Origin of the sequence: Streptomyces sp. RKAG293 (assembly GCF_023701745.1) — a bacterium.
Taxonomy (GTDB): domain Bacteria; phylum Actinomycetota; class Actinomycetes; order Streptomycetales; family Streptomycetaceae; genus Actinacidiphila.
The window spans coordinates 5,701,501-5,726,857 of the sequence record NZ_JAJOZB010000001.1 but is presented as its reverse complement, the minus strand read 5'-3'; the positions used below and the strand labels follow the sequence as shown (position 1 = coordinate 5,726,857).

At 72.5% G+C, this 25,357-nt stretch carries 20 protein-coding genes; 9 read left to right on the top strand and 11 right to left on the bottom strand.

The genetic code is table 11. The features are described 5' to 3' along the window. Positions 1-55 precede the first annotated feature (55 nt). The 7 genes from LNW72_RS25690 to LNW72_RS41740 all read right to left on the bottom strand — a co-directional run bounded on the left by LNW72_RS25690 (position 56) and on the right by LNW72_RS41740 (position 8,354). Entirely contained in the window at positions 56-2,605 is a 2,550-nt protein-coding gene (locus tag LNW72_RS25690; protein ID WP_308402032.1) for a SpoIIE family protein phosphatase, read from the bottom strand. A 701-nt stretch (positions 2,606-3,306) separates the two neighbouring features. Next, positions 3,307-3,705, bottom strand: a complete 399-nt coding sequence (locus LNW72_RS25685; protein ID WP_250977532.1) for a (deoxy)nucleoside triphosphate pyrophosphohydrolase — start codon at positions 3,703-3,705, stop codon at positions 3,307-3,309. A 10-nt stretch (positions 3,706-3,715) separates the two neighbouring features. After that, a complete protein-coding gene (locus LNW72_RS25680) occupies positions 3,716-3,883 on the bottom strand; it encodes an SPOR domain-containing protein (RefSeq protein ID WP_250977531.1) in 168 nt (55 codons plus the stop codon). Further along, entirely contained in the window at positions 3,880-4,449 is a 570-nt protein-coding gene (locus LNW72_RS25675; protein ID WP_250977530.1) for an RpiB/LacA/LacB family sugar-phosphate isomerase, read from the bottom strand. Before LNW72_RS25675 ends, LNW72_RS25680 begins: the two co-directional genes overlap by 4 nt. Positions 4,450-4,532: 83 nt before the next feature. After that, complete coding sequence (locus LNW72_RS25670) at positions 4,533-6,290, bottom strand: hypothetical protein (protein WP_250977529.1); 1,758 nt, start codon at positions 6,288-6,290, stop codon at positions 4,533-4,535. A 133-nt stretch (positions 6,291-6,423) separates the two neighbouring features. Continuing rightward, a complete protein-coding gene (locus LNW72_RS25665) occupies positions 6,424-7,176 on the bottom strand; it encodes a GntR family transcriptional regulator (protein WP_250977528.1) in 753 nt (250 codons plus the stop codon). 77 nt (positions 7,177-7,253) lie between these two features. Beyond that, positions 7,254-8,354: a DUF4190 domain-containing protein gene (locus LNW72_RS41740; protein WP_250977527.1), complete on the bottom strand. Its 1,101-nt coding sequence runs from the start codon at positions 8,352-8,354 to the stop codon at positions 7,254-7,256. 170 nt (positions 8,355-8,524) lie between these two features. Here LNW72_RS41740 and LNW72_RS25655 point away from each other — a divergent pair, with 170 nt between their 5' ends. The 3 genes from LNW72_RS25655 (at position 8,525) to LNW72_RS25645 (ending at position 12,644) form a co-directional block, all read left to right on the top strand. After that, positions 8,525-9,877 carry a glycoside hydrolase family 18 protein gene (locus LNW72_RS25655; RefSeq protein ID WP_250977526.1) on the top strand — a complete coding sequence of 451 codons (1,353 nt, stop codon included), beginning with the start codon at positions 8,525-8,527 and terminating at the stop codon, positions 9,875-9,877. Between the two features lie 227 nt (positions 9,878-10,104). Then, positions 10,105-12,117 carry a SpoIIE family protein phosphatase gene (locus LNW72_RS25650; protein ID WP_250977525.1) on the top strand — a complete coding sequence of 671 codons (2,013 nt, stop codon included), beginning with the start codon at positions 10,105-10,107 and terminating at the stop codon, positions 12,115-12,117. Then, a complete protein-coding gene (locus tag LNW72_RS25645; protein WP_250977524.1) occupies positions 12,114-12,644 on the top strand; it encodes an ATP-binding protein in 531 nt (176 codons plus the stop codon). The genes LNW72_RS25650 and LNW72_RS25645 overlap by 4 nt, the downstream gene beginning before the upstream one ends. 18 nt (positions 12,645-12,662) lie before the next feature. On the opposite strand, the gene LNW72_RS25640 is transcribed toward LNW72_RS25645, so the two are convergent. Beyond that, positions 12,663-13,424: an SDR family NAD(P)-dependent oxidoreductase gene (locus tag LNW72_RS25640; protein ID WP_374117322.1), complete on the bottom strand. Its 762-nt coding sequence runs from the start codon at positions 13,422-13,424 to the stop codon at positions 12,663-12,665. Between the two features lie 223 nt (positions 13,425-13,647). Here LNW72_RS25640 and LNW72_RS25635 point away from each other — a divergent pair, with 223 nt between their 5' ends. Then, positions 13,648-14,229, top strand: a complete 582-nt coding sequence (locus LNW72_RS25635) for a Uma2 family endonuclease (RefSeq protein ID WP_250977523.1) — start codon at positions 13,648-13,650, stop codon at positions 14,227-14,229. Between the two features lie 33 nt (positions 14,230-14,262). Here the strand turns inward: LNW72_RS25635 and LNW72_RS25630 are convergent, their stop codons facing one another. Next, positions 14,263-14,976 (bottom strand): DUF4232 domain-containing protein, encoded by a 714-nt coding sequence (locus LNW72_RS25630; RefSeq protein ID WP_250977522.1) that lies wholly within the window; start codon positions 14,974-14,976, stop codon positions 14,263-14,265. Between the two features lie 90 nt (positions 14,977-15,066). Continuing rightward, the gene (locus LNW72_RS25625; protein WP_250977521.1) at positions 15,067-17,712 is read right to left on the bottom strand and encodes an AfsR/SARP family transcriptional regulator; all 2,646 of its coding nucleotides are present in this window, start codon (positions 17,710-17,712) and stop codon (positions 15,067-15,069) included. Between the two features lie 213 nt (positions 17,713-17,925). On the opposite strand from LNW72_RS25625, the gene LNW72_RS25620 reads away from it, so the two are divergent. The 3 genes from LNW72_RS25620 to LNW72_RS25610 are packed head-to-tail and all read left to right on the top strand — an operon-like array spanning position 17,926 to position 22,042. Then, positions 17,926-20,277: an FHA domain-containing protein gene (locus LNW72_RS25620; RefSeq protein ID WP_250977520.1), complete on the top strand. Its 2,352-nt coding sequence runs from the start codon at positions 17,926-17,928 to the stop codon at positions 20,275-20,277. Positions 20,278-20,336: 59 nt separating this feature from the next. Then, positions 20,337-21,026: a hypothetical protein gene (locus tag LNW72_RS25615; RefSeq protein WP_374117321.1), complete on the top strand. Its 690-nt coding sequence runs from the start codon at positions 20,337-20,339 to the stop codon at positions 21,024-21,026. Then, positions 21,023-22,042, top strand: a complete 1,020-nt coding sequence (locus LNW72_RS25610) for a serine/threonine-protein kinase (protein WP_250977518.1) — start codon at positions 21,023-21,025, stop codon at positions 22,040-22,042. The genes LNW72_RS25615 and LNW72_RS25610 overlap by 4 nt, the downstream gene beginning before the upstream one ends. Positions 22,043-22,110: 68 nt before the next feature. Here LNW72_RS25610 and LNW72_RS25605 read toward each other — a convergent pair whose 3' ends face one another. Next, a complete protein-coding gene (locus LNW72_RS25605; protein ID WP_250977517.1) occupies positions 22,111-23,391 on the bottom strand; it encodes a streptophobe family protein in 1,281 nt (426 codons plus the stop codon). A 197-nt stretch (positions 23,392-23,588) separates the two neighbouring features. Between LNW72_RS25605 and LNW72_RS25600 the strand changes: the two genes are divergently transcribed. Together LNW72_RS25600 and LNW72_RS25595 are read left to right on the top strand one after the other, a co-directional pair. Further along, positions 23,589-24,773, top strand: coding sequence for a DUF6777 domain-containing protein (locus LNW72_RS25600; protein ID WP_250977516.1), 1,185 nt, complete (start codon positions 23,589-23,591; stop codon positions 24,771-24,773). 143 nt (positions 24,774-24,916) lie between these two features. Further along, positions 24,917-25,075, top strand: coding sequence for a hypothetical protein (locus tag LNW72_RS25595; protein WP_250977515.1), 159 nt, complete (start codon positions 24,917-24,919; stop codon positions 25,073-25,075). The last annotated feature ends 282 nt before the right edge of the window (positions 25,076-25,357 follow it).

The window sequence follows — 25,357 nt, the reverse complement described above, 5'->3', positions numbered from 1 at the left end:
CTGGTTCCCGTTCGCCTCTACTCGCTACCCGGTGGGGACTCGCTGAACCACTCTGTCAGGTGCTGGACACGGCGGGAGGCATCGCCAGCTCGAACCAGACCGTCTTGCCGAGCCGCCCGTGCCGGGTGCCCCAGCGCCGTGAGGCCCGCGCGACGAGTTGCAGACCGCGCCCGCCCTCGTCCTCGGTGGTGGCCTCGCGTTCCAGCGGCGGATCGGGGAGCGGGTCGGAGACCTCGACGAGCAGCGAGCCGCCGCGCACCATCCGTACGCCGATCGGACCGTGCGCGTACCGCAGGGAGTTGGTGACCAGCTCACTGACGAGCAGCACCGTCACATCGGTCAGCGATTCGAGATGCCAGTCGGCGAGGGTCTCGCGGACATGGCGGCGGGCCCGCCGCACGGCACTGGGCTCGGCCGGGAACGTCCACGAGGCGGTGCTGCCCTCGGGGAGGCCGCCGAGCCGGGCCATCAGCAGGGCCACGTCGTCCGGCTCCCGGCCCGGCACCATCGTCGCGAGCAGGTCGTCACAGGCGTCCTCCAGTGAGGAGAGGGGCCGGGACAGCACCGTGGAGAGCCGGTCCAGGCCGTCGGTGATGTCCTCGCCGCGCGCCTCGACCAGCCCGTCGGTGTAAAGCACCAGCACCGTGCCGTCCGGCACGTCCAGCTCCACGGACTCGAACTCCACGCCCTCGACGCCGAGCGGCGCCCCCGACGGCATCTCCAGCAGGGTCGCCCCGCATCCCGCGAAGCCGCACTCCTCCCCCGGATAGACCAGCACCGGCGGCAGGTGCCCGGCCTTGGCGAGGGTGCAGCGCCGGGTCGCGGGGTCGTAGACGGCGTACACGACGGTGGCCATCCAGCCCTCGTCCTGGTCCTGGGCCAGGTCGTCGCCGAGGTCGTTGACGCGGCGCAGCAGTTCGTGCGGCGGCATGTCGAGCCCGGCGAGGGTCCGGACGGCGGTACGCAGCCGGCCCATGGTCGCGGCGGCGCCGAGCCCGTGCCCCATCACATCGCCGATGACGAACGCGACCCGGCCGCCGGCCAGCGGGATCACGTCGAACCAGTCGCCGCCCACCTCGGTGCCGCTGCTGCCCGGCACGTACCGGAAGGCGACCTCGACGCCCTGCGGCTGCGGAACGGTCTGCGGCAGCAGGCTGCGCTGCAGCATCAGGGCGCCCTCGCGCTCCCGGACGTACAGCCGCGCGTTGTCAAGACCGGAGCCCGCCCGGTCGGCGAGCTCCATCGCCAGCGCCAGGTCGTCGCGGTCGAACGGCTCCCTGCCGTCGGCCCGGCTGACCACCAGCAGCCCCAGCACGACGCCGCGCGCCCGCAGCGGCAGCACCAGCAGCGAGTGGATGCCCAGCTCCATGGTGGCCCGCACCTTGGGGTCGCCGGGGAACGTCGTCGCGAGCAACTGCTCGTTGTTCTCCACCAGCTGCGGCCGCCCGGTGGCCAGCACCGTGCCGAAGATGGACTTGCGGGTGAACGAGATGACCGAGCCCAGCTTGATCATCCGGTCCACCTCGGGACCCTGCCGGATCGCGCCCACGCCCAACTGCCGCATCGGTGTGCTCTCGCTGTACTGCACCGTCGGCAGCTCCCCGCCGTCGGCGACCGCCGCGTGCAGGATCACCCCCGAGTAGTCGCTGAACCTCGGCACCAGCGCCCGCGCCAGCTCCTCCGCGCCCCTGCGCACGTCCAGCAGGCCGCCGATCCGCGCACCGACGTCGTTCAGCAGCGCCAGCCGGCTGCGCGCCCGCTCGACCTTGTCGGCCGCCTCCTTCCGCTCGGTCACGTCCATCACCGTCGCGCTGATGCCCAGCACCCGGCCCGCCCGGTCCTCCAGACGGTGGTAGGAGATGGAGCGGTGGCCGAGGCCGCGCGGAGCCAGCATCATCAGGTCGATGACGGGGCGGCCGGTGGCCAGCACCGCGCGCTGCAACGTGGTCAGCTCGGCGGCCGCCCCCGGGTCGTCGACGATCTCGCTGACGGTCCGGCCGATGTGTTCCGCGGAGGACAGCCCGTTCATCCGGGCCAGCGCCTCGTTGACCCGTACGTAGCGCAGCTCCGTGTCGAAAACCGCGACGCCCAGCGGTGACGAGTCGTAGAGCGCGTCCAGCGCGGCGAGGTCGTGCTCCAGGGTGCGCAGCCGGGCCGTCTCGGCGACCGAGGCGAGGACGAACGGCCGGCCGTCCCCGTCCACCAGCAGCGACGCGCGCGCCTCGACCTGCACGCTGTGGCCGTCGCGGTGCCGCAGCGACAGGATGCCGTCCCAGCGGCCGTTGCGCAGCAGGTCGGCCAGGATCCGCTCGGCCCTGCCGGGCTCGGGCACCGCCGCCATCCGGCGGGCGCCGCCACCTGCCGCCTCACCCATGTCGAAGAGCCCGCCGACGCGCCGCCCGACGATGTGTTCCCCCGCCCACCCCAGCATCTCCTCTGCGAGGGGGCTCCACAGCAACACCCGGCCCGACGTGTCCAGCATGACGACGGCCACCCGCAGCGTGTCCAGCAACGTGCCCGTCGGGCTGTCCCCGGCCTCGGCCACCGGCCCCGGCTGCAGCCCACCGCGCCTCCGCGCCCCCGCCGCCTCATCGCTGCTGCTCAAGCCGTCCACATCGTCCCTGACCGAATCGGGCCGGATCGCCCGGCTATGAAGAGGGATCAACCCCCACATACCCGATATCTCCCCCTCCGTACCGCGCCGCTTCCGGCGCGGTGGGGGAGTACGGCGGGGCGGGGCCCGGTGGCGGGCGGGGGCGGGCGCCGCCAGGGGCGGGGGTCCGCTTGCGGCGCGGTGGGGGGTCATGGCCTCAGCCGGGGACGGGTGCTGCGGCGCGGGGCCCGCCTCCGGTGGCGGGCGAGGGGCCCGCGGTGCCGGGTCCGCCTGCGGCGCGGGGGGGTCGCGCCCTCAGTCGGGGGTACGGCCTCGGCCGGGGGTACGGCCTCGGCCGGGGGCGGGTGCTGCGGCGCGGGGCCCGCCTCCGGTGGCGGGCGAGGGGCCCGCGGTGCCGGGGTCACGGCCTCGGCCGGGGCGGGCGCTCACGGCCGAGGCGGGCGGCTGCGGTTACCACCCGGACGGCCCGGCGGTTGGCCATCCGGCGCGCAAGCGAGCCCCATCTGCCCGGCCGGCGTTTGAGGCCATCGTGCTCAGCCCACCTCGCGCCGGAACGAACCCATTCAGCCCGGCCGGCGCTTGAGGCCACCTGATGCGCAAGGGAGTCCGCTCAGCCCGGCCGGCGCTTGAGGCCACCCCCGCCCCGCCCCGCGCCGGAGCGCATCCGGCGGCACAGGTAGGAGGGGGAAACCTCAGCCGGAGGCGAGGAGGTGGGCGGCGGTCCAGGCGACCGCTGGGCGGTCCTGGTCGAGCCAGTCGACGTCGTGGATGCGGTCCGGCGACAGCCACCGCAGCTCGTCGTGGTCCTCCAGCGGCTCCGGGGTTCCGGACACCAGCCGCGCCGTCCACGCGTGCAGGACCAGCCCCGCGCTCAGCGGCCACTCCCCCGGGATCCGGGCGATCGGCTCGACCTCGACGCCGAGTTCCTCGCGCAGCTCGCGCACCAGGGCCTGCTCGTGGGTCTCGCCCGGCTCGACCTTGCCGCCCGGCAGCTCCCAGCGCCCGGCGAGCGCGGGCGGGGCGCTGCGGCGGGCGGCGAGGAGCCGTCCCTGGTCCAGTACGGCTCCGCCCACGACCACGCGCAATGTCATGCGCGGAACCCTACGACGCCTGGCGGTCGATCCGCTCGACGAGGTAGAGCTGCTTGTGACCGCGCGCGTCCAGCATGTCGGAGACGCGTTCGGCTTCCTCACGCGTCGCGTACCGGCCGACGCGGTAGCGGTTGCCGTTGTCGTCCTGGCGTACGACGACCCACGGGAGATCGGTCATCGGACCGTCTCCCCGACCGGAGCCCCGTCGTGAGCCTCATCCGACGCATCGTCGGCAATCCCGCCGGAAGCCCCGTCGGAACCCCCGATGGAATCGACATGCTCGATGTTGGCCTGGACGTCCGCGTCGCCGCTCGCGACCGCGTCGAACCACGCGTCCAGGATCTCGGAGAGCAGCGCCCCGCTGGTCAGCCGCAGGCTGAGGGCCAGCACGTTCGCGTCGTTCCATTGGCGCGCGCCACGCGCCGTGTAGGCGTCACCGCACAGGGCGGCGCGCACGCCCGCCACCTTGTTGGCGGCGATGGACGCACCCGTACCCGTCCAGCAGCAGACCACGGCCTGCTCGGTACGGCCGGCCGCCACTTCACGCGCGGCGGCCTCGGCGCTCCACGCCCACCCGTCGCCCGCCACCACCCCTCCACCGAGCTCCGCGCCCCTCCTCATTCCCATACGATCTCCGGCCCGCAGCGCCCCGAAGGCGAGCACGGTGTGGCCGCGGTGGCGCAGCTCGTCGACGACCAGCCGCGCCACCGGTTCATCCATGTCCGAGGAAACGGCAATCCGCATATGCCCGACACTACGCCCGCGCTTCACAGCTCGGGTACGAGTTGCCACGAAGAGGTACCGATTCGGCCAACTGTACGACTGGATCAGCTGGTTCGAACGGTGGGCAGCGGCATCAGGACCGGTCCCCCGCCGCCGTCCGCGTCCTTGCAGACGTCTCCGCACCCGGCGTCGAGACTGCAGCACAGCGAGCAGATCGGCCCCGACTGGACCGGACAGTCGGCCACGTCCGGCAGTTCGTACGCGGTCGCGCACACCGCGCAGGTGTGGGTGGCCGTCACATCCGCTACTTCAACCCCTGGACCATTGACCGGATTCGGCCGGGCCAGGTAGTAGCGGCCCTTGGTCGCCCAGGCCAGCAGCGGGCTGAGCGTCAGGGCGAGGCCGAGGGCGATGAAGGTGCTGAACGCCTCCGCGTACTCGCCGAAGAGACCGAAGAAGGCGAGGATCGAGACGGTCGAGGCGATGGCCATCGCGCCGAAGCCGGCCGGGTTCACCGCGTGCAGATAGGCGCGCTTGAACTCGATGTACTTCGGGCTCAGTCCGAGCGGCTTGTTGATGACGAGGTCGGCGGTGACCGCCGCGATCCACGCGATGCCGACGTTGGAGTAGAAGCCCAGCAACTTGCCGAGCATGGAGAACATGTTCATCTCCATCAGCGTCAGCGCGATGCCGAGGTTCAGGAAGATGTACCAGACGCGGCCCGGGTGCTTGTGGGTGATCCGGGAGAAGAAGTTCGACCAGGACAGCGACCCGCTGTAGGCGTTGGTCGTGTTGATCTTGATCTGCGAGACCACGACGAAGACCGCGGCCGCCGGCAGCGCCACCGACCCCAGCCAGGGCTTGAGCGCCTCGATCTGCGGTGCGATCGGCTCCAGCGCGTGCGTCTTGCCGACGGCCGCGAGCGCGCAGAAGGCGAGGAACGCGCCGCCGAGCTGCTTGGCCGCGCCGATGATCACCCAGCCGGGCCCGGCGGCGAGCACCGCGAGGTTCCAACGGCGCTTGTTCTGCTCGGTCTTGGCGGGCATGAACCGCAGGTAGTCGGCCTGTTCACCGATCTGCGCGATGAGCGAGAGCGCCACGCCCGTACCGAGCCCGAAGCCGAGCCAGTGGAAGCCGGAGCCCGCCCCCTCGGTGCCGCCGAAGGAGCCGAACGCACCCCAGGAGTCAGGCGACTTGAAGGCCAGGACGAGGAACGGCAGCACCAGGCCGATCAGCCAGACCGGCTGCGTCCACGCCTGGAGCCTGGCGAGCGCGCCCATCCCCCGGAAGACGAACGGGATGACGATGAGCGTGGTGATCAGATAGCCGACCGCCACCGGGATGTGCAGGGCCGAGTGCAGCGCCTGCGCCATGATCGAGCCCTCGAGCGCGAAGAAGATGAACGTGAAGCTCGCGTAGATCAGCGACGTGAGGGTGGAGCCGAAGTAGCCGAAGCCCGCGCCGCGCGTGACGAGGTCCATGTCCAGGCCGTAGGTGGCGCAGGCGCGGGCGATGGGGATGCCGGTGAGGAAGATGATCGCCGCGGCGCACAGGATCGAGGCGAGCCCGCTGGTGAAGCCGTAGGTGAAGACGATCGACGCGCCGATCGCGAAGTCCGCGAGATAGGCGATCCCGCCGAGGGCGGTGGACGCCACCATCGTCGGCGACCAGCGGCGGAAGGAATGCGGCGCGTAGCGCAGCGAGTAGTCCTCACGGCTCTCGTCGGCCGCGAGCTTGGCGTAGTTCCTCTTGGGCGCGCCGGATGTGCCGGCTGTACCGGCTGGGCCGGGCGGCTCGGGGGTGCCGGGCACTGCCGGCGCCTCGGGTGTCGCGGTGTCCCTGGGTGTCGCGGTGTCCGTCATCGCCGCAAAGTAGGTTCCGGACATGACAAGCGGTGGCGGGACTCGATTGCCCGCCGGTTAAGGCCGTCGGCCTCGCGTTACGTCCGCATGACAGGCCCGGACCCCGATGTCCGGCTATCGATCACTTCACCGGTCACTTCACCGGCAGGTGGTATGCAACGCGGTACCGCTCGGCCGGCACGATGATGTCCGCGGTCTCCACCGGTCGGCCGGACGCGAAGTACGTCCGCCTGACCTCCATCACGATGTGGCCGGGCACTCCGCCGAGCGCCGCCGTCTCGTCCGCGAGACCGGGCCGCGCGCCGACCTCCTCGACCATGTTGTCGACCACGAACTCGATGCCCGCCATCCGCTCGACGACACCCTGGCCGCCGAGCGGCCCCTCCTCCGGCAGCATCACCGGGGTGCGGCCGGTGACCGCCAGCGGCTCCCACGAGGTCGCGAGCATCATCGGCTCGCCGTCGGTCCGGTAGAGGTAACGCGTGCGCATGACGCGGTCCCCCGGCTCGATCCGCAGCCGCTCGGCCACCGGCTGCGTCGCCAGGTCCTGGTTGCTGCTCGACTCCCAGGTGCCCTTCACGCCCTCGTCGCCCTGCTCCTGGCGGAAGGGGCTGGGCGGGCTCGCCGGGCGGTAGCCCGAGCGGATGATGCGGCGCGGTTCGGCGCGCTCGCGCACGTACGTCCCCGAGCCGGAGCGCCCCTCGACGAACCCCTCGGCCATCAGCACCTTGCGTGCCTCCAGCGCGACGGTGTCGGACACCCCGTACTCGGTACGGATGCGCGCCTGGGAGGGCAGCCGGGTGTGCGGCGCGAGCGTTCCGTCGAGGATCTTCTGGCGCAGGTCGTCGGCCACACGAAGGTATGCGGGCTGCTCACCGAAAGGCACGGTGCCCCTCCCTCAGGTTGACTATCTGCGACAGCTTGACAACCCTGGGTGGTTGACCGCAAGCCATGCCCAAAGGTTTACGCGTGGGTTCCCGAGTCCCCCGAGGACGCCTTGACCGAGCCGGTCATCTTCCGGCCGCCGTCGCCGAAGAAGCAGGTCACCCTGCGGTCGCCGTTCGACCAACCGCTCTTGCGCGGCAGCGAGTAGTAGATGCTGAGCGAGTCGACCGACCGGTCGGAGCCGTCGAGGTAGTCCTCCGCGAGCACGTTGCACTTGGTGTCCGCCAGCGTCTGCACCTCGTCGTCGCCCGGGTAGTCCGAGGGCGCGTCCGAGAGGGAGGTGACGCCGAAGGTCTCCGCGTCGTGCTCCTCGGCGCACGGCACCACGTCGACGCCCTTGGACTCCCCGCTGGATTCGCTGAGCGAATCACCGTGCAGGTTGAAGCACTGGCCCGTCCGCAGGTCGTCCGTGCGCGTGCCGCTGTCCAGGGCGCCGACCACCCCGAGGGTGATCACCACCGCGAGGAAGAGCGTCGCCACGCCGGAGACCGCGATACCCGAGATGGCCAGCGCCTTGCCCTGCTGCCCCCGCTTGCGGATCTGGGAGAGCGCGATGATCCCGAACACCACCCCGAACACGGGGATGCAGCTCACGGCCAGCACGAAGGACGCGATGGCCATGCCGTTCATCGACGGCGCGGGCGGCGGCGGGTACCAGTACTGCTGGTACGGCGGCGGCGGGTACGGGCCCTGCCCGTACGGCGGCTGGCCGTACGGAGGCTGCCCGTACGGACCCGGCGGCGGGAACGGCGGCCGGCCGTGCGGCCCCTGACCGTACGGCGGCTGCGGCCCGGCCGGGGGCTGCGGATACGACGGCAGGCCCGAGGCGGCGGGATCGGAAGCGGCAGGGTCGGAAGCGGTCGGATCCGGCGCGGGTGCAGCGGCTGCGCTCGGTTCGGACGCGGCGGGCTCGGGCGTGGCCGGTTCGGCCGACTTCACCAGGCTCGGCCCGTCGTTCGCCGGCGGCCGCGGCGCGTCTTCCGGCTGCGGCTGATCGTTCGCCGGCGGCCCGGGCCGGTCCTCCGGCTGCGGCTGATCGTCCTGCGGCGGCCGGGGCTGGTCCTCCGGCTGCGGCTGGGGCTGGTCTTCTGACGGCGGATGGGGCGGCGGTATGTCCACCCGGGGATCCTACGGACTCCCCGGAACCTTGCCGTACCCCCTTGACCGTATTGGTCTAGGCCAATACTTTCCTGTTCTGCACGTTTCCGCATGTCCCGGCACAGCACTCCCGCACAGCGCACCCCGCACAGCACGGCTACATTCCCGGCTCACGCACAGGAAAGAGCCCCATGCGTCGAAGATTTCTCGGCAGGCTGGCCGTCGCCGCCTGCTCCCTGTCCCTGGTGGTGGGGCTGCCCGCGCTCACCACCGCCGCCAGCGCGCACCAGCCCGAGCACCACCAGGGCCCCGAGTACAAGCGGGTCGGCTACTTCACCCAGTGGGGCATCTACGGGCGCAACTACCAGGTCAAGAATCTGCAGACCAGCGGTACCGCCGCCAAGCTGACGCACCTCAACTACGCCTTCGCCAACATCGGCACCGACGGCAAGTGCTTCGAGGCGAACGTGCCCGGCCAGGGCGACGCCTGGGCCGACTACCAGCGTCCGCTCGACGCCGCGAGTTCCGTGGACGGCACCGCCGACACCGCGGAGCAGCCGCTGGCGGGCAACTTCAACCAGCTGCGCGAGCTCAAGAAGGCCAACCCGCGCCTCAAGACGATGATCTCGATCGGCGGCTGGGGCTGGTCCACGAACTTCTCCGACGCGGCGCTCACGCCCGCCTCGCGGAGCGCCTTCGTCGCGTCCTGCATCGACGTCTTCATCAAGGGCAACCTGCCGCTGCTCGACGGCAAGGGCGGCCCCGGGTCCGCCGCGGGCCTGTTCGACGGCATCGACATCGACTGGGAGTGGCCGGGCTCGGCCGGCAACACCGGCACCGTCTACCGCCCCGAGGACAAGCGGAACTTCACGGCGCTCACCGCCGAGTTCCGCCGCCAGCTCGACGCGTACGGCCGCCGGACGCACCGGCACTACGACCTGTCGGCGTTCCTCCCGGCCGCCCCGGCCAAGATCGACGCCGGCTTCGAGGCCCGCAAGATCTTCAACTACCTGGACTTCGGCACCGTCCAGGGCTACGACTTCCACGGGCCCTACGAGGCCACCACCAACCAGCAGTCGGCGCTCACCACTCCCCGGAACTCCCCCGTTCCGAACGAGTTCAGTGACGCGCAGGCCGTCGGCGACTGGCTGAAGCGCGGCGCGCCCGCCCGGCAGCTCGTCCTCGGCGTGCCCTTCTACGGCCAGGGCTGGACCGGCGTCCCCGACGGCGGCACCCACGGCCTCTACCAACCGTCCACCGGCCCGGCCCCCGCCACCTGGCAGCCGGGCAACGAGGACTACCACGCCCTCAAGGCCCTTGCGGCCTCGGGCACTTACCAGGTGTACCGCGACACCCGTAACGGCTTCGCGTGGCTCTACGACGGCACCAACTTCTGGACCTACGACGATCCCCAGGTCCTCAAGGCGAAGACGTCCTGGATCCGCGACCACGGACTGGGCGGCGCCATGGTCTGGTCCCTGGACGGCGACACCGCCGACGGCGAACTGATCGCCGCCATCGACCGCGGTCTCAGCCACCGCTGAACCGCTGATCCGACCGGTACCGCCGCCCGGTCCACCGCCCTCACCGGCGGCGGACCGGGCGGCACTTCAGACGGCGCTTCGCAATACCGGTTCCACATCATCACGTCAAGCCGCTCAGCGATTCTGCCCGAGTCCGATACGGGTTGCGTTACGTTGAGTTAATGACAGCTCACCCAGCGCGCACCGGGCCCGGGGGCGCATCTGTCCAGCCGCGGAACAGCGGAGCGATGCCGGCTGCCCAGGGTCCCGGGTCCTGGGACCTGGCCGAGTTCCATCAGGAACTGAGCGCGCTCAGCGAGCGGATCTCCGATCTGCGCGGCCGCCGTGACGGCCGCCCCGCGGACATCCTCGGCGCACTCGACCTGGCCCTCGTCGAACTCGAGGTCGCCGAAGACGAGTTGCGGACCTGCATGGAGGAGCTGCACGCGCACGGCGAGCGGATCGCGCAGCGCGTCGAGGGCGCCGACCGTGAGTGGCAGATGCTCAACACCACCTTCCGCGAACTCCCCGTCCCGGTGTTCCTGCTCAGCCCGGAAGGCGCCATCCACCGCGCCAACGACGAGGCCGCGCGGCTGCTCGGCAGCACCGGCGAGCAGCTGACGGGACAGCCCCTGGCGGCGCGGGTCCAGGCCGAGTACCGGCGGGTCTTCCGGTCGGCGCTCGGTGCCGCGCAGCGCGGCGCCCGGCCGGGACCGCTGCCGCTGCTGCTCACCAGCACCGACGGAACGAGCGCGGTGCGGATCCAACTGGCCCAGCTGCGGACCCCGCCCGGCGCCCGCCCGCTGATCTCCGCCGTCGTCCTGTCCCCCGACTCCGGCGAATCCCCGGACGCCCACGACCCTCCCCGTCCCCGCGACGATGCCGCGCGCACGGACCGCGCAGACGCCGGCACCGTGCACCGTGCGATCGCCGCCTCGAACCGTACGAGCATCCGCGACCGGAGCCCGGACACGGCGACCCAGCGGGACGAAGTCGCCATGGGCGTACGGCGGCTGGACGTCGTCTGCAGGATGACGCGGCTGCTGGTCGGCGAGCCGCTGCGGCCGGGCCCCGGCCTGCTCGAACGGGCGGCCAGCCTGCTCGCCGACGAGTTCTCCGCCCGGGTCATCTTCTTCCTCGTGCGGGCCGGGACACCGCACCAGGTCGCCGCGATGCCCGCGGACGCGCCGCCGTACGCCCGTCCGGCGCCCGGTCCCCGGCCGGGGACCCGGGCCGGCCGAGAGGCGTCGACGGCCACGGCGCAGCGCGTGGCCCGTGCCGTCATCAGCTCCGGCGCCGCCCTGCTCGAACCGGCGCCCCCGGTCGACGGCGTCACTCCGCGGCCCCTCGGACCGGTCCTCGGCGTACCGCTGGGCACCGGCCCCGAGACCCTGGGCGCGCTGGTGCTGCTGCGCTGCGGCGGGTCCCACGGCTTCACCCTCCCCGATCTCGGTCTGCTGGAGGAGCTGGGCCAGCACCTCGCGATGGCGCTGCTCGCCGAACGGGACCACCGCCGCCAGGAGAACGCCGCGCAGGTGCTCCAGTTCAGCCTGCTCCCGTCCGAGCTGCCCGAGATCCCGTTCACCGAGGTGGCCGGCCTGTACCGGCCGCCGGGTGGCGGCCCGCAGGTCGGCGGCGACTTCTACGACGCCTTCGCCACCCTCGGCGGCTGGGGCCTGGTCGTCGGCGACGTCTGCGGCAAGGGCGTCGAGGCCGCGTCCGTCACGGCCGCCGTGCGGCACGGCATCCGCACGCTGAGCGTCTGGGAGGAGCACCCGGACGTGGTGCTGGAGAAGGTCAACCACGCGATGGCCGTGCAGCATCCGACCGACCGGTTCGTCACCGCCGTCTTCGCCCATGTCCGGGCGGAGCGCGGGCAGGCCCGGGTGCGGCTGGCCAGCGCCGGTCATCTGCCCGCCGCGGTGCTGCGGGCGGACGGCACGGTCGGGTTCGCCCGGGGCGGCGGGCGGCCGCTCGGGCTGTACGCGTCGCCCGAGGCCGAGGTCGAGGAGCTCGTCCTGAGGGGCGGGGACGTCCTGCTGATGTACTCGGACGGTGTCACCGAGGCCCGCGACCGCGACCGGTCGTTCTTCGACGACGACCGGCTGCTCACGGCCCTGGCCGGGACCCGCGGCCTGTCCGCGGAGGCGGTGGTGAGCGCGGTGGAGCAGCAGGTCATGGAATTCGCCGGCGGCTCCCCGCAGGACGATCTGACGCTGCTCGCACTGCGGGTGGTCCCACAGGAAGAGGACCGCTCATGAAGCAGCAGCCAGGGGCACTCGGGCGGAACGCGCTCCCCGCCGCCGTGCCCGTCTTAGCGACCCCGACGGCCCCGACGGCCCCTTGCGGCCCGGCCCAGGCCGCGATCCCCGCGCAGGTCCCCGTCCCGGCTCCGGGCCCGCCGGGTACGGCCTTCCGGACCTTCCCCGGCACCCCGGCGCATGTCTCCACCGCCCGCCGCTACGTCACCCAGTTCCTCGCGGACCCGGGCTACCGCCATGTCATCGACGACGCCGTGCTCCTGGTGAGCGAGCTGGCGAGCAACGCGATCCTGCACACCAGGTCGGGGGATCCGCTCGGCGGCTTCACCGTCGAACTGGGCTTCTCCGCGGACACGGTGCGCATCGCCGTCCACGACCAGGGCAGCCGCGAGGTCCCGCGGGTGCTGCACGGCAACGGGGAGGGCGGGCGCGGCCTCGGACTCGTCGAGGTCCTCGCCGCCGACTGGGGCATCACGGGTGGTCCGGCCGGTCGCACCGTCTGGTTCGCACTGACCCTGCGGCCGTGATGCCCCCGGGGGCGGTCCTCAGCGGGCCGTGAAGCCGCCGTCCACCGCCAGTGCGGCGCCGGTGATGAACGCCGCCTCGTCGCTGAGCAGGAACGCGGCGAACGCGGCGATCTCCTCAGGCAGCGCGATCCGCCCCATCGGGTGCATCGCGGCGATCGCCGCCACCGCCTCCGGTGTCGCGCCCATCGTGGCCCGGAACAGCGGTGTGTCCACTCCCCCGGTCACCAGCGCGTTGACCCGCACCCCCTGCTCGGCGGTCTCCAGCGCCACCGCCCGCGTCAGCCCGACGACCCCGTGCTTCGCCGCCACATAAGGCGAGACCCCGGCCATTCCCACGACACCGAGGTTGGACGCGTTGTTGACGATCGCGCCACCACCGGCCGCGACGATCGCCGGAATCTGGTACTTGAGTCCGTAGAACACGGTCGACAGATTGTGCGCGATATCCGCCTGCCAGCCGTCGGCGTCGATCGACTGCACCGGCCCGAACGCATTAACTCCGCCGACATTGTTGAAAGCACCGTCCAGCCGCCCGAATTCCGCGACCGCGGCCTCCACCACCCGTGCGGCCTCCTCCTCAACGGTGACATCAGCCCCCACGAACACCGCCCGCCCACCAGCGGCCCGAATCCCCGCCGCCACTTCCTCCCCGACATCCTTCCGCCGCGCGGCAATCACCACACCAGCACCTTCGGACGCGACGCGTTCCGCGACCGCCCTTCCCATTCCGGAATTTCCCCCGGTGACGACAATTACCTTGGAATCAAAGCGAGATGACATGCCTTGAGCCTGCGCCATTGCGGCCGCCGGGTCCGGCGGGAATCAGACGTCGAATCCGGTATCCCTCTTCGGGCCGGAGCGGGAATCGCTCCGCGTGGGCCGCGGGTGCACCCGCACTCTCCGCTCGCACGCCTCAAACGCGCATCCGATCCGCGCGTCCCCTCCGGCCTGCGCGATGAACGACTTCGTGGCCCGGTACCGCCCGAGTCGCTACGGTTGGTGCATGACCGCTCTGCCCGACTGGATGCTCCCACCCCGACCCGAGGGATGGTTCGCGGAGGACCTCGACCACCTCCCGGATGCACCGCGCCACACCGAGCTGATCGACGGAGCCCTCGTTTTCATGATGTCCCCGCAGCGGTCCTGGCACGGCCGCCTCGTCACCGCCCTGACCAACGCGCTCACGGCCCGGGCGCCCGACGGCACCGAGGTCGAGCGGGAGATGACCATGAAGCTCGACGCGCGGAACCGGCCCGAGCCGGATCTTCTGGTGGTCACCACGCCGTACGACCCCGACCGCACCTGGTTCGCCCCCGAGGACGTTCAGCTCGTCGTGGAAGTGGTCTCCCCCGAGTCCGCCCACCGCGACCGTACGGTCAAACTCCGCAAGTACGCGGAGGCCGGCATCGCGCACTACTGGTGCGTCGAGGACGAGGACGGAGCACCCGTGGTCCACGTCTACGAGCTGGACGGGCCGACCGGCTCCTACGCGCCGGCCGGCATCTTCCGGGAGTCGCTCCGGCGGCCGGTGCCGTTCGAGATCAGCCTCGACCTGCAGAAGCTCATCCCGCCCCGACGCCGCTGAGGGTCGGGGCGGGGCAGACGCTGCGTGGGGTGCTCAGAACTCGTCGGCGCCGTTGCGGAGCTCGTAGGTCCAGTAGCCGGTCTTCGCGGCGGACTCGTCGACGGAGAGGCCGCCTGAGGGGGCGGTGACGACGCGGCTGCCTTCGGCGGGGCCGTCGGTGGCGAAGAGGTTGACGTTGAAGGTGGTGACGACCTTGTTGTTCTCGTGGGCGCCGCCCAGGCCGACGCGGACGTTCGCGTAGGCCGGCTCGCCGGACTTCAGGACGATCGTGGTCGCGGGCTTGCTCTTCGCGACGGCGGGGACGTCCTTGGCGGTCTGGATGTCGCCGAAGGCGATCAGCGGGTACTGGAGGAGGCGGCAGGAGCGGCCGGAGGTGTTGGTGGCGGTCAGGACGATGTGCTCGGTGGGCGTCTCGTCCGCCTTCGCCATCGTGATCTTCACGTCCTGGTAGCCGCAGGCAGGGACCTTGGACGTGTCCGCCGAGCCGGTCCCGTTCTTACCGCTGCCGCCCGCGGTGGAGCCCGCCTTGCTCCTGGACGCGGCCGGGTCCGCCGTCGCGCCGGTGCCCGCCGCACCCGCCGTGCCCGCCGCCGGCTTCGACGCGGTGTCCGAGGGGGTCTGCGAAGCGCTCGGGGTCCCCGCGGCCTTCGCGTCGGTGTCGCTGCCGCCGCAGGCGGTCAGGCCCAGCGAGAGTGCGGCGACGACAACGGCGGCGGCGGCGATGGCGTTCTTGCGGTGGATACGCACGGTGGATCTCCCCGTAATGGATGGTCAGCGCACGCATTCGGTGCTGAATACCACCTTCCGGTGGCGCGCTGCCGTCCCGCTTGCGTACCGCTAACGATCGGCTGACAGCCGCGCGAGCTGTTCCGCGGCGCGTGCCGAGCCCTCCGTGAAGCCGGCCGCTTCGGCTGCCGCCGCGGCCTCTTTCAGCTGGTCGGCGGCCTCGCCGGAACGGCCGAGCGCGGCCAGCGCCTCGCCCCGGACGATCTGCAGCTGCGCCCGGCCGACCACCGCGTCGGGGGAGACGATCTCCGCCGCGGACAGCGTGTGCGCGAGCGCCTCCTCGTACGCCTCCGTGGTGAGGCAGTGCCTCGCCAGATGCTGGAGGGTCAGCACCTGGGTGGGGGGATGGCCGGTGCGTGCGGCGAGCGCGACCGCGTGGGTCATCAGTGCCCCCGCCCGCTCGTGGTCGCCGGTGGAGGCCAGGACCGCGCCGAGGTTGACGTAGGCGACCGCTTCACTGATCGCGTCGCCCGCCCGTGCGGCCAGCTCGGGCGCCTGCTCCAACTGGACGAGAGCTTCCGCGTCCCGGCCTTCTTCGTGCAGCACCCAGCCGAGCAGCGCCCGCACCCGCGACTGCGCGTCCGGATCGCCCACGTGCTCCGCCGAGGCGAGCCCGGCCTGGAGGAGCGGCACCCAGCCGTCCCTGATCCGCCACAGCATGAGCGGCCACTGCACGAGGGCGAGCCGCCAGGCCCGGTCGTGCAGGCCCAGTGCTACGGCCGCGGCGACCGCGCCCTCCAGGGCCGGACGCTCCGCCTCGTACCAGGCCAGCGCCGCCGCGCGGTCCTCGAACTCCCTGGTCGCCGGGGGCCGGCGGAAGTCGGCGGGCAGCGAGTAGCAGGGCTGGGAGCCCGGTTCGGCGGCGGCGTCCGCCGCGAGCCCCGTGTAGAGGTAGTGGTCGAGGAGCCGGTGCAGGCCCTGGGGGTCCGCCTGCGGGGCGAGGTGGCGGGCGTAGAGGCGTACCAGGTCGTGCGGCGCCCAGCGGCCGGGGACGGACTCGGTGAGCAGATGGGCCGCGGCGAGCCGGTCCAGGTCGGCGGAGGCCTGCGCGGGGGATGTCCCGGCGAGCGCGCCCGCCGCGAAACGGTCCAGGTCGGATCCGGTGTGCAGGCCCAGGGCGCGGAACATCCGGGCGGCGGGCTCGGGCAGCTGCTGCAGCGTCAGGCGCAGTGCGGCCGAGACCCCGGTGTCCTCGATGTCGAGCAGAGCCAGACAGCTCTGTTCGTCGGCCAGTTCGCCGACCATCGCGTCGAGGGTCCACTGCGGCCGCTCGGCCAGCCGTGCCGCCGTCACCCGCAGGGCGAGCGGCAGCCCGTCGCAGAGTCCGGCCAGCCGCGCGGCGGCGCCGGGCTCGGCGGCGACCCGCTCCGTGCCCAGCACGCTGCGGAGCAGCGCCACCGAGTCGGCCGGCGGAAGGTGCCCGAGCGGTACCGGCCGGGCCGCGTCGGAGGCGATGAGGCCGCCGAGCCGGTCGCGGCTGGTGACGAGCGTCGTGCAGCGGTCGCCGCCGGGGAGCAGCGGCCGGACCTGCTCGGAGGAGCGCGCGTTGTCGAGGACGACGAGGAGCCGGCTGTCCGCGGTGAGGGAGCGGAACAGCGCGCCCATCGCGTCGGGGGTCTCCGGTATCCGCTGCGCCGGGGTACCGAGCGCCAGGAGGAACTCCCGCAGTACGGCGCCGGCTTCGGGCGCCGGGGTGTCGCTGAAGCCGCGCAGGTCGGCGAAGAGCCGCCCGTCCGGGAAGTCGGCGCGCCGGTCGTACGCCCAGTGCACGGCGAAGGCGGTCTTGCCGACGCCGGCGGGCCCGGTGACGAGGCAGACGGGCGCGTCCCCCGCGCTGACGGCCCGGGCGAGCGACGCCAGTTCGGCGCCCCGCCCGGTGAAGCCGCGCGGCGGCCGGGGCAGCTGCTCGGGGATCGCGACCGCGGTGTGCAGGGCGGGCCGCTGGGCCGGCATGGGTTCCGCGGAGCGCAGGAGCGTCGCGTACGCCTCGCTGAGCGCCTCACCGGGGTCCACGCCGAGCTCTTCGGCGAGCAGCCGCCGGGTGCGGTGGTACCAGCCGATCGCGTCCGACTGGCGGCCCGAGCGGCCCAACGCCAGCATCAGCGCGGCCGCCAGGGTCTCCCGCAGCGGGTGCGCGACCGCTTCGGTACGGAGCACGGCGGCGGCCCGGCCGTGCTCGCCGAGCTGGCCGTACGCGTCGGCGAGCGCCTCCACCGAGGCCAGCCGCCGCTCCTCCAGACCGCCGGCCGCCGCCTCCAGCGGCCGGCTCTGCACGGTCCCGGTGAGCGCGGGTCCCTGCCAGAAGGAGAGCGCCTCCCGCAGCATCCGCACGGCGTCGGCGGGCCGCCGCTGCACCCCGGCGAGCGCGACGAGCTCTTCGAAGCGATGGGCGTCCACCAGGGATTCCGGCAGCTGCAGGGTGTACGCCGTCCCCTGCGTGGCGAGCTCGACCCCGTACGCGGACGCCCCGTGCTCGGCGAGCACCGCGCGCAGCCGTGAGACATGGCCCTGGAGGACGGTCTTGGCGTGGGCGGGCGGCTCGTCCTCCCAGAGGGCGCCGATCAGCTGGCTGACGTTCACCGGGGTGTTGGGCCGCAGCAGCATCATGGCCAGCAGGCTGGAGCGTTTGGCGGGCCCCAGTGCCACGTCCCCGTTCTCCGTGACGACGGCGACGGATCCGAGCAGCCGGAATTCCACCTCGTACCTCCATGATCCGCTTCGCCCCGGCCATCGAGGATACGCAGCGGTAGCGGGCCTCCGATGCCACCCCAGCGCCGGTGATCCGGCGGCGATCCCTCAGTGCTGCATCGGTCGGTGATGGGCCGGTGATCTGCCGGTCGTCACCGGCCCGGCCGGGCGGCGGCCGCCCGCCGACGGGCGGGGCCCGGCCGCCCGCCGTAAAATTTGACCATGGAAGACCGACCGGTCACTCCCATGGCACCCGAGCTCGTCGTCGAAGCCGGCGGCGACTCTCAGGTGATGGAACCGAACAGGTCCTACCGTATCGGGCGCGATCCGCAGAGCGATGTCGTGCTCAGCGACGACCGGGTCTCCTGGCACCACGCGGTCCTCCGGCCCGCCACCGGCCACTGGATGCTGGAGGACGACGACAGCACCAACGGAACGTACGCCGACGGACAGCGGGTGCGGCTGTCCTCGGTCGGCCCCGGCAGCGTGATCCGGTTCGGTGACGCGGCGGACGGCCCGCTCGCGGTCCTCAGCGCACCGGCGGTAGACCGCCCGGCGGAGGTCCGGCGGCCGTCGGCCGTCTCGCATCCCGCCGCCACCAGCACCTTCCGCCGGCCGAGTTCCGTGCGGCCGCTGCCCTCCACGGCCCGTACGGTGCGGATCGGCCGCGCTCCCGACAGCGACCTGGTGATCGACGAGCTGGTGGTCTCGCGCCGGCACGCCGAGCTGCGGGCGGGTCCTGACGGCTACGAGATCGTCGACCTGGGCAGCCACAACGGCACGTACCTCAACGGCCAGCCGGTGGCCCGTGCCCCGGTGATCCCCGGCGACATCGTCGGCATCGGCCACTCCGCCTTCTGCCTCGTCGGCGACGAACTCCAGGAGTTCGTCGACACCGGCGAGGTGTCGCTGGACGTGCAGGACCTGGCGGTACGGATCGACAAGGGCCGCCGGACGCTGCTGGACGGGATCTCCTTCCCGGTCGGCGAGAAGTGCCTGCTGGCCGTGGTCGGCCCGAGCGGCGCGGGCAAGTCGACGCTGCTCAACGCGCTGACCGGGCAGCGCCCCGCGGACGAGGGCACCGTCCTCTACGACGGCCGGGACCTGTACCGGGACTACGCCGAGCTGCGCCAGCGGATCGGCCTCGTCCCGCAGGACGACATCCTGCACTCGCAGCTGACCGTGCGACGGGCCCTCGGCTACGCGGCGGAACTGCGCTTCCCCGAGGACACCGTCAAGGCGGAGCGGCAGGCCCGGGTCGACGAGGTGATCCAGGAGCTGGGACTCGTCGAGCGGGTCGGCCAGCCCATCCACAGCCTTTCCGGCGGGCAGCGCAAGCGGGTGAGCGTGGCGCTTGAACTGCTGACGAAGCCGTCCCTGCTCTTCCTCGACGAGCCGACGTCCGGTCTCGACCCCGGCATGGACCGCTCGGTGATGCACATGCTGCGCGGCCTGGCGGACGACGGCCGCACGGTCATCGTGGTCACGCACAGCGTCCTCAGTCTCGACGTCTGCGACCGGCTGCTGGTGCTCGCGCCGGGCGGGAAGATCGCGTACTACGGGCCGCCGGACGACGCGTTGGCGTACTTCGGGTTCGAACAGTGGCCGGAGGCCTTCGAGGCCTTCGAGAACGACACGGAGCGCGACTGGTCGGGCCTGTACCGCGCCTCGCCGCTGCACCGGCAGTACATCTCGGCCGACTCGCGGCAGCCCCAGCACATCCCCGGGCCGGCGCGGGTCCCGGTCGCCCCGCCGAAGCCGCAGAGCTGGGGCGCGCAACTGCGCACGCTGGTCCGGCGGTACGCGGCCGCGCTGACGGCCGACCGGACGTTCCTGATCATCATGGTGGCCCTGCCGTTCGTGATGGGGGCGATGGCGCACGCCCTGGCCGGCAGCAAGCTCACCCAGGAGACGGCGTTGAACGGGCTGCTGATCCTGTGCGTCGGGGCCGTGCTGACCGGCGCCGCCAACGCCGTGCGCGAGCTCGTCAAGGAGCGGGTGATCTACCAGCGGGAGCGGGCCGTCGGGCTGTCCCGGTCCGCGTATCTGATGTCGAAGGTGGTGGTGCTCGGGACGATCACGGTGGTGCAGGCCGTGGTGCTCACCATGGTGGGGCTGTTCGGCGTGGATCTGAACGCCCCTGGAGGAAAAGGGGTGTTCCTGCCACCGCTCCTCGAAATCACCCTCGCCGTGGCGTTGCTGGCCTTCACCGCCATGATGCTGGGCCTGTTCGTGTCCGCGCTCGTGCGGAAGGAGGAGGTCACCATGCCGCTGCTGGTCCTCCTCGCGATCGTGCAGGTCGTGTTCTGCGGTGCGCTGCTGAAGCTGAACGGCGTACCGGGGCTGGAGCAGCTGTCGTGGCTGGTGCCGTCCCGGTGGGCGCTGGGCGCGATGGCGGGCACGGTGGACCTGCACCGGATCGTGCCGCAGGAACTCACCTCGGACCCGCTGTTCCGGCACTCGCCCGGGGTCTGGCTGCTGAACATGGGCATGTTGGTCGTGCTCTCGGCGGTGCTGGGGTTCCTGGTCGCCCGGCTGCTGCGGCGGCACGAACCCGCGATCATGCGGAAGTAGCGCCCACGGCTGTATCCGCCCCCATCCCCACCCCCCGCCTGTGCATGGAGGAGCTGCCCGTGACTGTCGCTCCCGACTTCCTCCCCACTCATGTCGTCCCGCCGGAAGGCCTGATGACCTGGTCGGCACCGGACGCGACGCAGCCGAGCGGGCCGCTGGACCCGCTGCTGCCCGTCCAGGTCGTCGACCGCCGGGGGGACTGGGCGCTGGCGCTGTGCTCCAACGGGTGGTCGGCGTGGGTGGACGGCCGGCTGCTGCTGTCCGTCCCGCACGGACCGCCCGCCGCCGGGCAGCCGTCCGCCAGGACCGCCGATCCCCGGCCGCTGCTGGCGACCGTCGAGGCCGAGGTGGGCCGCTACCGGCGGCTGGTCGAGGAACTGGCCGCCGGACAGCTGGACGGCGAGGAGTTCCGGGAACGCACGCGGGGCATGCGGTCCGGTGTGGTCGTGGACGGCGAGGCGGTCTGGCTCTACGACGCGCGGCACGAGCGGTGGTGCTACTGCGACGGGGTGTCGCTGCGGACGTTCGCCGCCTCGCAACGGCCGTCGGTTGGGGGTGACGACGGTGGTGGCGTGGCCGCGGTCGATCCTTCCGAGGAGTCGGACGTCGGCGCCGACGAGACCCGGGTCGCCGAGAAGACGAGGTTCGTCGACGAGCCGCCGGCCTCGGAGGAGCTCCCGCCCGCCGACAAGACCCGCGTCGTCCCGTCGGCCGACCATCCGCCGACGCGGTTCGGTGAGCCGCGGTGACCAGCCGGGACCCCTCGCCCGACTCCGGACTGCGCGGCCACCGGATCGCGGAGTACCAGCTGGAGGACGAGATCGGCCGGGGCGGCATGGCGGTCGTCTACCGGGCGCGGGACCTGCGGCTCGGCCGGACCGTGGCCGTGAAGGTGCTGGCGCCCGAACTCGCCCGCAACGACAACTTCCGCAAGCGGTTCGCCCATGAGTCGCGGGTGGCCGCGGCCATCGACCATCCGCACATCGTGCCGATCTTCGAGGCCGGCGAGACGGACGGAGTGCTCTACATCGCCATGCGGTACGTCGAGGGCAGCGACCTGCGGGCGCTGCTCGACCGCGAAGGGACGATGTCCCTCGAAGCCACCTGCCGGGTGGCCCTGCAAGTGGCCTCGGCGCTGGACGCCGCGCACGCCCACGACCTCGTGCACCGGGACGTCAAGCCCGGCAACATCCTGTTGGCCGAAGGCACCGACAGCGACCGTCCCGAGCACGCCTATCTGACGGACTTCGGCCTGACGAAGAAGTCACTGTCGCTGACCGGCTTCACCAGCGTCGGGCAGTTCGTCGGCACGCTGGACTACGTGGCGCCCGAGCAGATCTCGGGCCGGCCGGTGGACGGCCGGTGCGACGTCTACAGCCTGGGCTGCGTCGTCTTCGAGATGCTGGCCGGGGCGCCGCCGTTCCGCCGCGACGACGACATGGCCCTGCTCTGGGCGCACCAGTACGACTCGCCGCCGGGCCTGTCCGAGCTGCGCCCCGGACTGCCGCGGGCTGTCGACGCGGTGCTGGGCAAGGCCCTGGCCAAGGCTCCCGATAACCGTTACGAGACCTGCCGGGGGTTCGTCACGGCGCTGCGGACCGCCGGCCGGAGCGGCCGGCCGGGGATGGCGGGGAGTCCGCCGGCGGAGCGTGCCGCCACCCGGGTGAACGCGGCTACGGGAGCGGACGCGCAGCGGCAGCGGACCGCGGCTCCCCCGCCACCACCGGGCTGGGCCGCACCGGTGTTCCCGGCCCGGCCGGGCTGACGTTCACGGCTCGCGGCTCACCGCCCCCTGCCCGTCAGCCCGTCTGCCCGTCTGCCGCTCTGCCCGTCTCAGTCCGCCTTCGCGTCTCGGACGTCGCCCGGCAGATGGCGTACGTGCCGGGCCAGCAGGCTGCCGAGGAACCCGGTGACCAGCCCCCAGAGCGCCGCCAGGACCACCAGCAGGAAGAGGTGCGGTTCCAGGGAGACCTCCCCGCCCAGACCGCCGCCGAGGTCTCCGATGCCGATCAGGGAGAGCCCGTAGCGTGCGGAGATCCGGGTGGTCAGTCCGACGAGGAGCAGGGCGACGGCCGAGGCCACGGCCATGTCCACGGCGTGCCGCCACGCCGGCGTCCGGACCGGGGAACGTACCGCCGCGACGAACGCGGCGCCGAGCAGCGCCACGGCGGCCACGGCCACCAGGAGCCAGGCCCGGCCGTCGTACTGCGCGAGCGAGCTCATGTCGAGGGTCCGGTCCACACCCTTGCTGCGGAGCACCTGGTCGAGCACGTGCGGCATGGGCAGCCCGATGGCCTGGTCCACGTGCCCCTCCCACGTTCCGCCCATGCCGAGGCCCAGCGCGATCCAGACCAGGTTCGGCAGGCCGAGGAGCAGGACGGCGGCGGTCTCAGCCGGATGGCCCCGGGTGATCAGGGTGACCACCCCGGCGATCAGGCCGATCACCACATAGCCGAGCAGCACGAGCAGCATCGCGAAGGCCGGCGGCCGTACGGAGTTCTGGAAGGGCAGCAGCCGGGAGGGCAGCGGTGCCTTCCGGGAGATGAGGAAGGCGAGCGCGAGCACGGCCAGCACCCAGAGGAGGCCGAATCCGAGGGTCGGGGGGACGTCCGCGCGGAATCCGACCTGTGGCGTCGCGCCGAGCGCCTCGCCGAGGTCCTGCTCGATGCCGTCGCCCACCGGGATGCTGAAGCTGTGGCGGGCCGCGAGGGCGAGCAGCAGGAGCAGCAGCAGCCAGAGCACGGCCGTACGGGCGACGCGGCCGAGCAGCTCTCCGACGTCGGTCACCGCCCTCGCGCGCAGCGGGAGCAGGAAGACGACGGCGGTCACGAGGGAGCCGGCCAGTGTCACCGACAGCGGAATGACGTCGATGGCGGCGTCCGTCTGGGCCAGGAACCCGGCACCACCCGTCAGGTCGACAGAACCGCCGACCGCCATGACGACCACGGCTGCGGCCACTTGGGGGAATCCGCCGCCGGGAAGGTCGCCCGCGCCCGCCGCCCACAGGCCGAGCGCGGCCACGACGAGCATGGTGGCGGTCCCCGCCACGGCGGTGGCGAGGGCCTCCCCCCAGGCCCGAAGAGCACTGGGAACGGGGCTGCGCGGCTGACTCACGCTGTCTCCTGCCGGGAACGAAGGCGATGCGGAACCGGGAACGGAGGTGATGCAGAACCGGGCGCAGGACTGGATGCAGAACCGGATGCAGAACTTGCGGGCGACAGTGCACCGGATCACACAATGGACCCAAAACTGATGATTACCGGGCAAATTTCTCACTGCGGCGGACGATCCGCGCGCCGGAAGAGGGACTCGTGACATCTGCACCGCCCCCCGACAGCCACCCGACCGGCCCGCCGTCCGGCCCGCTCGCCGCGCCGCGCCCGTCGGACCCGACGCAGGCCATGCCCCGGCAGCAGCCCGCCCCCTCGGGGCAGGGCGGCTCGCCGGGCGGCCCCGAGGACGGAAGCGGCGGCCGGGGCGGCGGAGGCGGCGGGGACGGGAGCGGGGGGCCGGGTGACCACCGGCCCTGGTGGCGGTCCGCGCCCCGGGTCGCCCTCCTCGCCGTCGTCCTGGTCGCGGCCGTGGCCCTGGTCGTCTTCCTCACCCGTCCGGACAAGAAGTCCGACACGAGCGGTTCCGACAGCACGGGCACGACCCTGTCGCTCCAGCCGGCAGCGGCCGCGGGCACCGACCCCTTCACCCAGTCCACGGCGAAGGACTCCTCAGAGCCCGCCACCGCGAGCCCGATGCCCAGCCTGCTCTCCAGCGGTACGGACGGCGCCGGCACCGCGGAGGGCTCGACGCCCGGCCTGTACGGCGGCACGCTCAAGGTGTCGAGCTGTGACGTCGAGCGGCAGATCGACCTCCTGACGGGCGACGCGGCGAAGGCCAAGGCCTTCGCCGGCGTCGAAGGCATCGAGCCGTCCGAAATCCCCGCCTATCTGCGCTCCCTGACGCCCGTACAGCTGCGCACGGACACCAGCGTCACCAATCACGGCTTCAAGGACGGCAAGGCCACCGCCTTCCAGTCGGTGCTGCAGGCCGGCACCGCCGTCCTGGTCGGTGACCACGGAGAGCCGCGCGTGCGCTGCGCCTGCGGCAACCCGCTCCAGTCGCCTGCGGCGTCCTCGCAGTCCGCGAAGACGACCGGACAGGCCTGGCCGTCCTACGACCCGGCCAAGGTGGTGACCGTGCAGGACGCGAAGAAGGACGTGGACGTCTTCGTCCTCTACGACGCGCAGTCGGACCAGTGGTTCAAGCGCCCGAGGGGCGACACGGGCGCCACGGACACCGTGACGGAGCGCCCGGGCAGCATCCCCTCCACGCCTCCGACGTCCACGCATTCGTCGACCCCGTCGCCGCACTCCTCGACGACGACCCACTCCCCGTCCCCGACCCCGACACACTCCACGTCGACATCACCGACCCCGACCCCCACCCCGACCACCACCGCACCCACCACCCCGCCCCCGACCCCCGCGCCCCTCACGTCCTGACGGCGCCCTGGCGGCGTGTGGTCATTCGACCTGTTCGGTGGTCACGACGGCCCGCCGCAGGGCCCGCCGGGCGACCCACACCCCTTCCTGTTGAAGCGGCTCCACGAGTGGTCGCCATTCAGGACCGTCGCCCTGACTCAGCCGTGGTACCCGATGCGCTGACCGACTCATCGGACTGGCTGCAACGCAAGATCGTCGAGAACCTGGACAGCTCCGCCGCTCTCGCTGTCCTTGCCGAGACCGGCCACACCAGAAGGGTCTGCAACACCGCCAACGCCAGCCCCACCCGCAGACGCAGCTGATGACACGCTTGTCGCTGAGACGGGGGGGCAGGCTCGTCCTGAAGCTGGAGGTAGGCGAGCCGAAGTCAGTTCCTACGCCCTCTGCAGGACGATCTCGGCTCTCGGTCGAATCGACTCATCAGGACCTCCCGGGAGCGTTTCGCCGTAGATCGCCGCGACGACAGCACTGCGAGTCACGGACTGGCTCGCCGGGAAAACGGAGCGGAGTGGGCCATAGCCGAGCATGGGGCCACCTGATGTATAGGCGAGATGGCGATCTGCCTCGCCAGTACGCTTGGCGGG

Bases quoted from the DNA above. Each gene is read 5' to 3' on its own strand.
- LNW72_RS25685 (WP_250977532.1), bottom strand. From the start codon at position 3,705: ATGACATTGCGCGTGGTCGTGGGCGGAGCCGTACTGGACCAGGGACGG.
- LNW72_RS25680 (WP_250977531.1), bottom strand. From the start codon at position 3,883: ATGACCGATCTCCCGTGGGTCGTCGTACGCCAGGACGACAACGGCAAC.
- LNW72_RS25675 (WP_250977530.1), bottom strand. From the start codon at position 4,449: ATGCGGATTGCCGTTTCCTCGGACATGGATGAACCGGTGGCGCGGCTG.
- LNW72_RS25670 (WP_250977529.1), bottom strand. From the start codon at position 6,290: ATGACGGACACCGCGACACCCAGGGACACCGCGACACCCGAGGCGCCG.
- LNW72_RS25655 (WP_250977526.1), top strand. From the start codon at position 8,525: ATGCGTCGAAGATTTCTCGGCAGGCTGGCCGTCGCCGCCTGCTCCCTG.
- LNW72_RS25650 (WP_250977525.1), top strand. From the start codon at position 10,105: ATGCCGGCTGCCCAGGGTCCCGGGTCCTGGGACCTGGCCGAGTTCCAT.
- LNW72_RS25645 (WP_250977524.1), top strand. From the start codon at position 12,114: ATGAAGCAGCAGCCAGGGGCACTCGGGCGGAACGCGCTCCCCGCCGCC.
- LNW72_RS25640 (WP_374117322.1), bottom strand. From the start codon at position 13,424: ATGTCATCTCGCTTTGATTCCAAGGTAATTGTCGTCACCGGGGGAAAT.
- LNW72_RS25635 (WP_250977523.1), top strand. From the start codon at position 13,648: ATGACCGCTCTGCCCGACTGGATGCTCCCACCCCGACCCGAGGGATGG.
- LNW72_RS25620 (WP_250977520.1), top strand. From the start codon at position 17,926: ATGGAAGACCGACCGGTCACTCCCATGGCACCCGAGCTCGTCGTCGAA.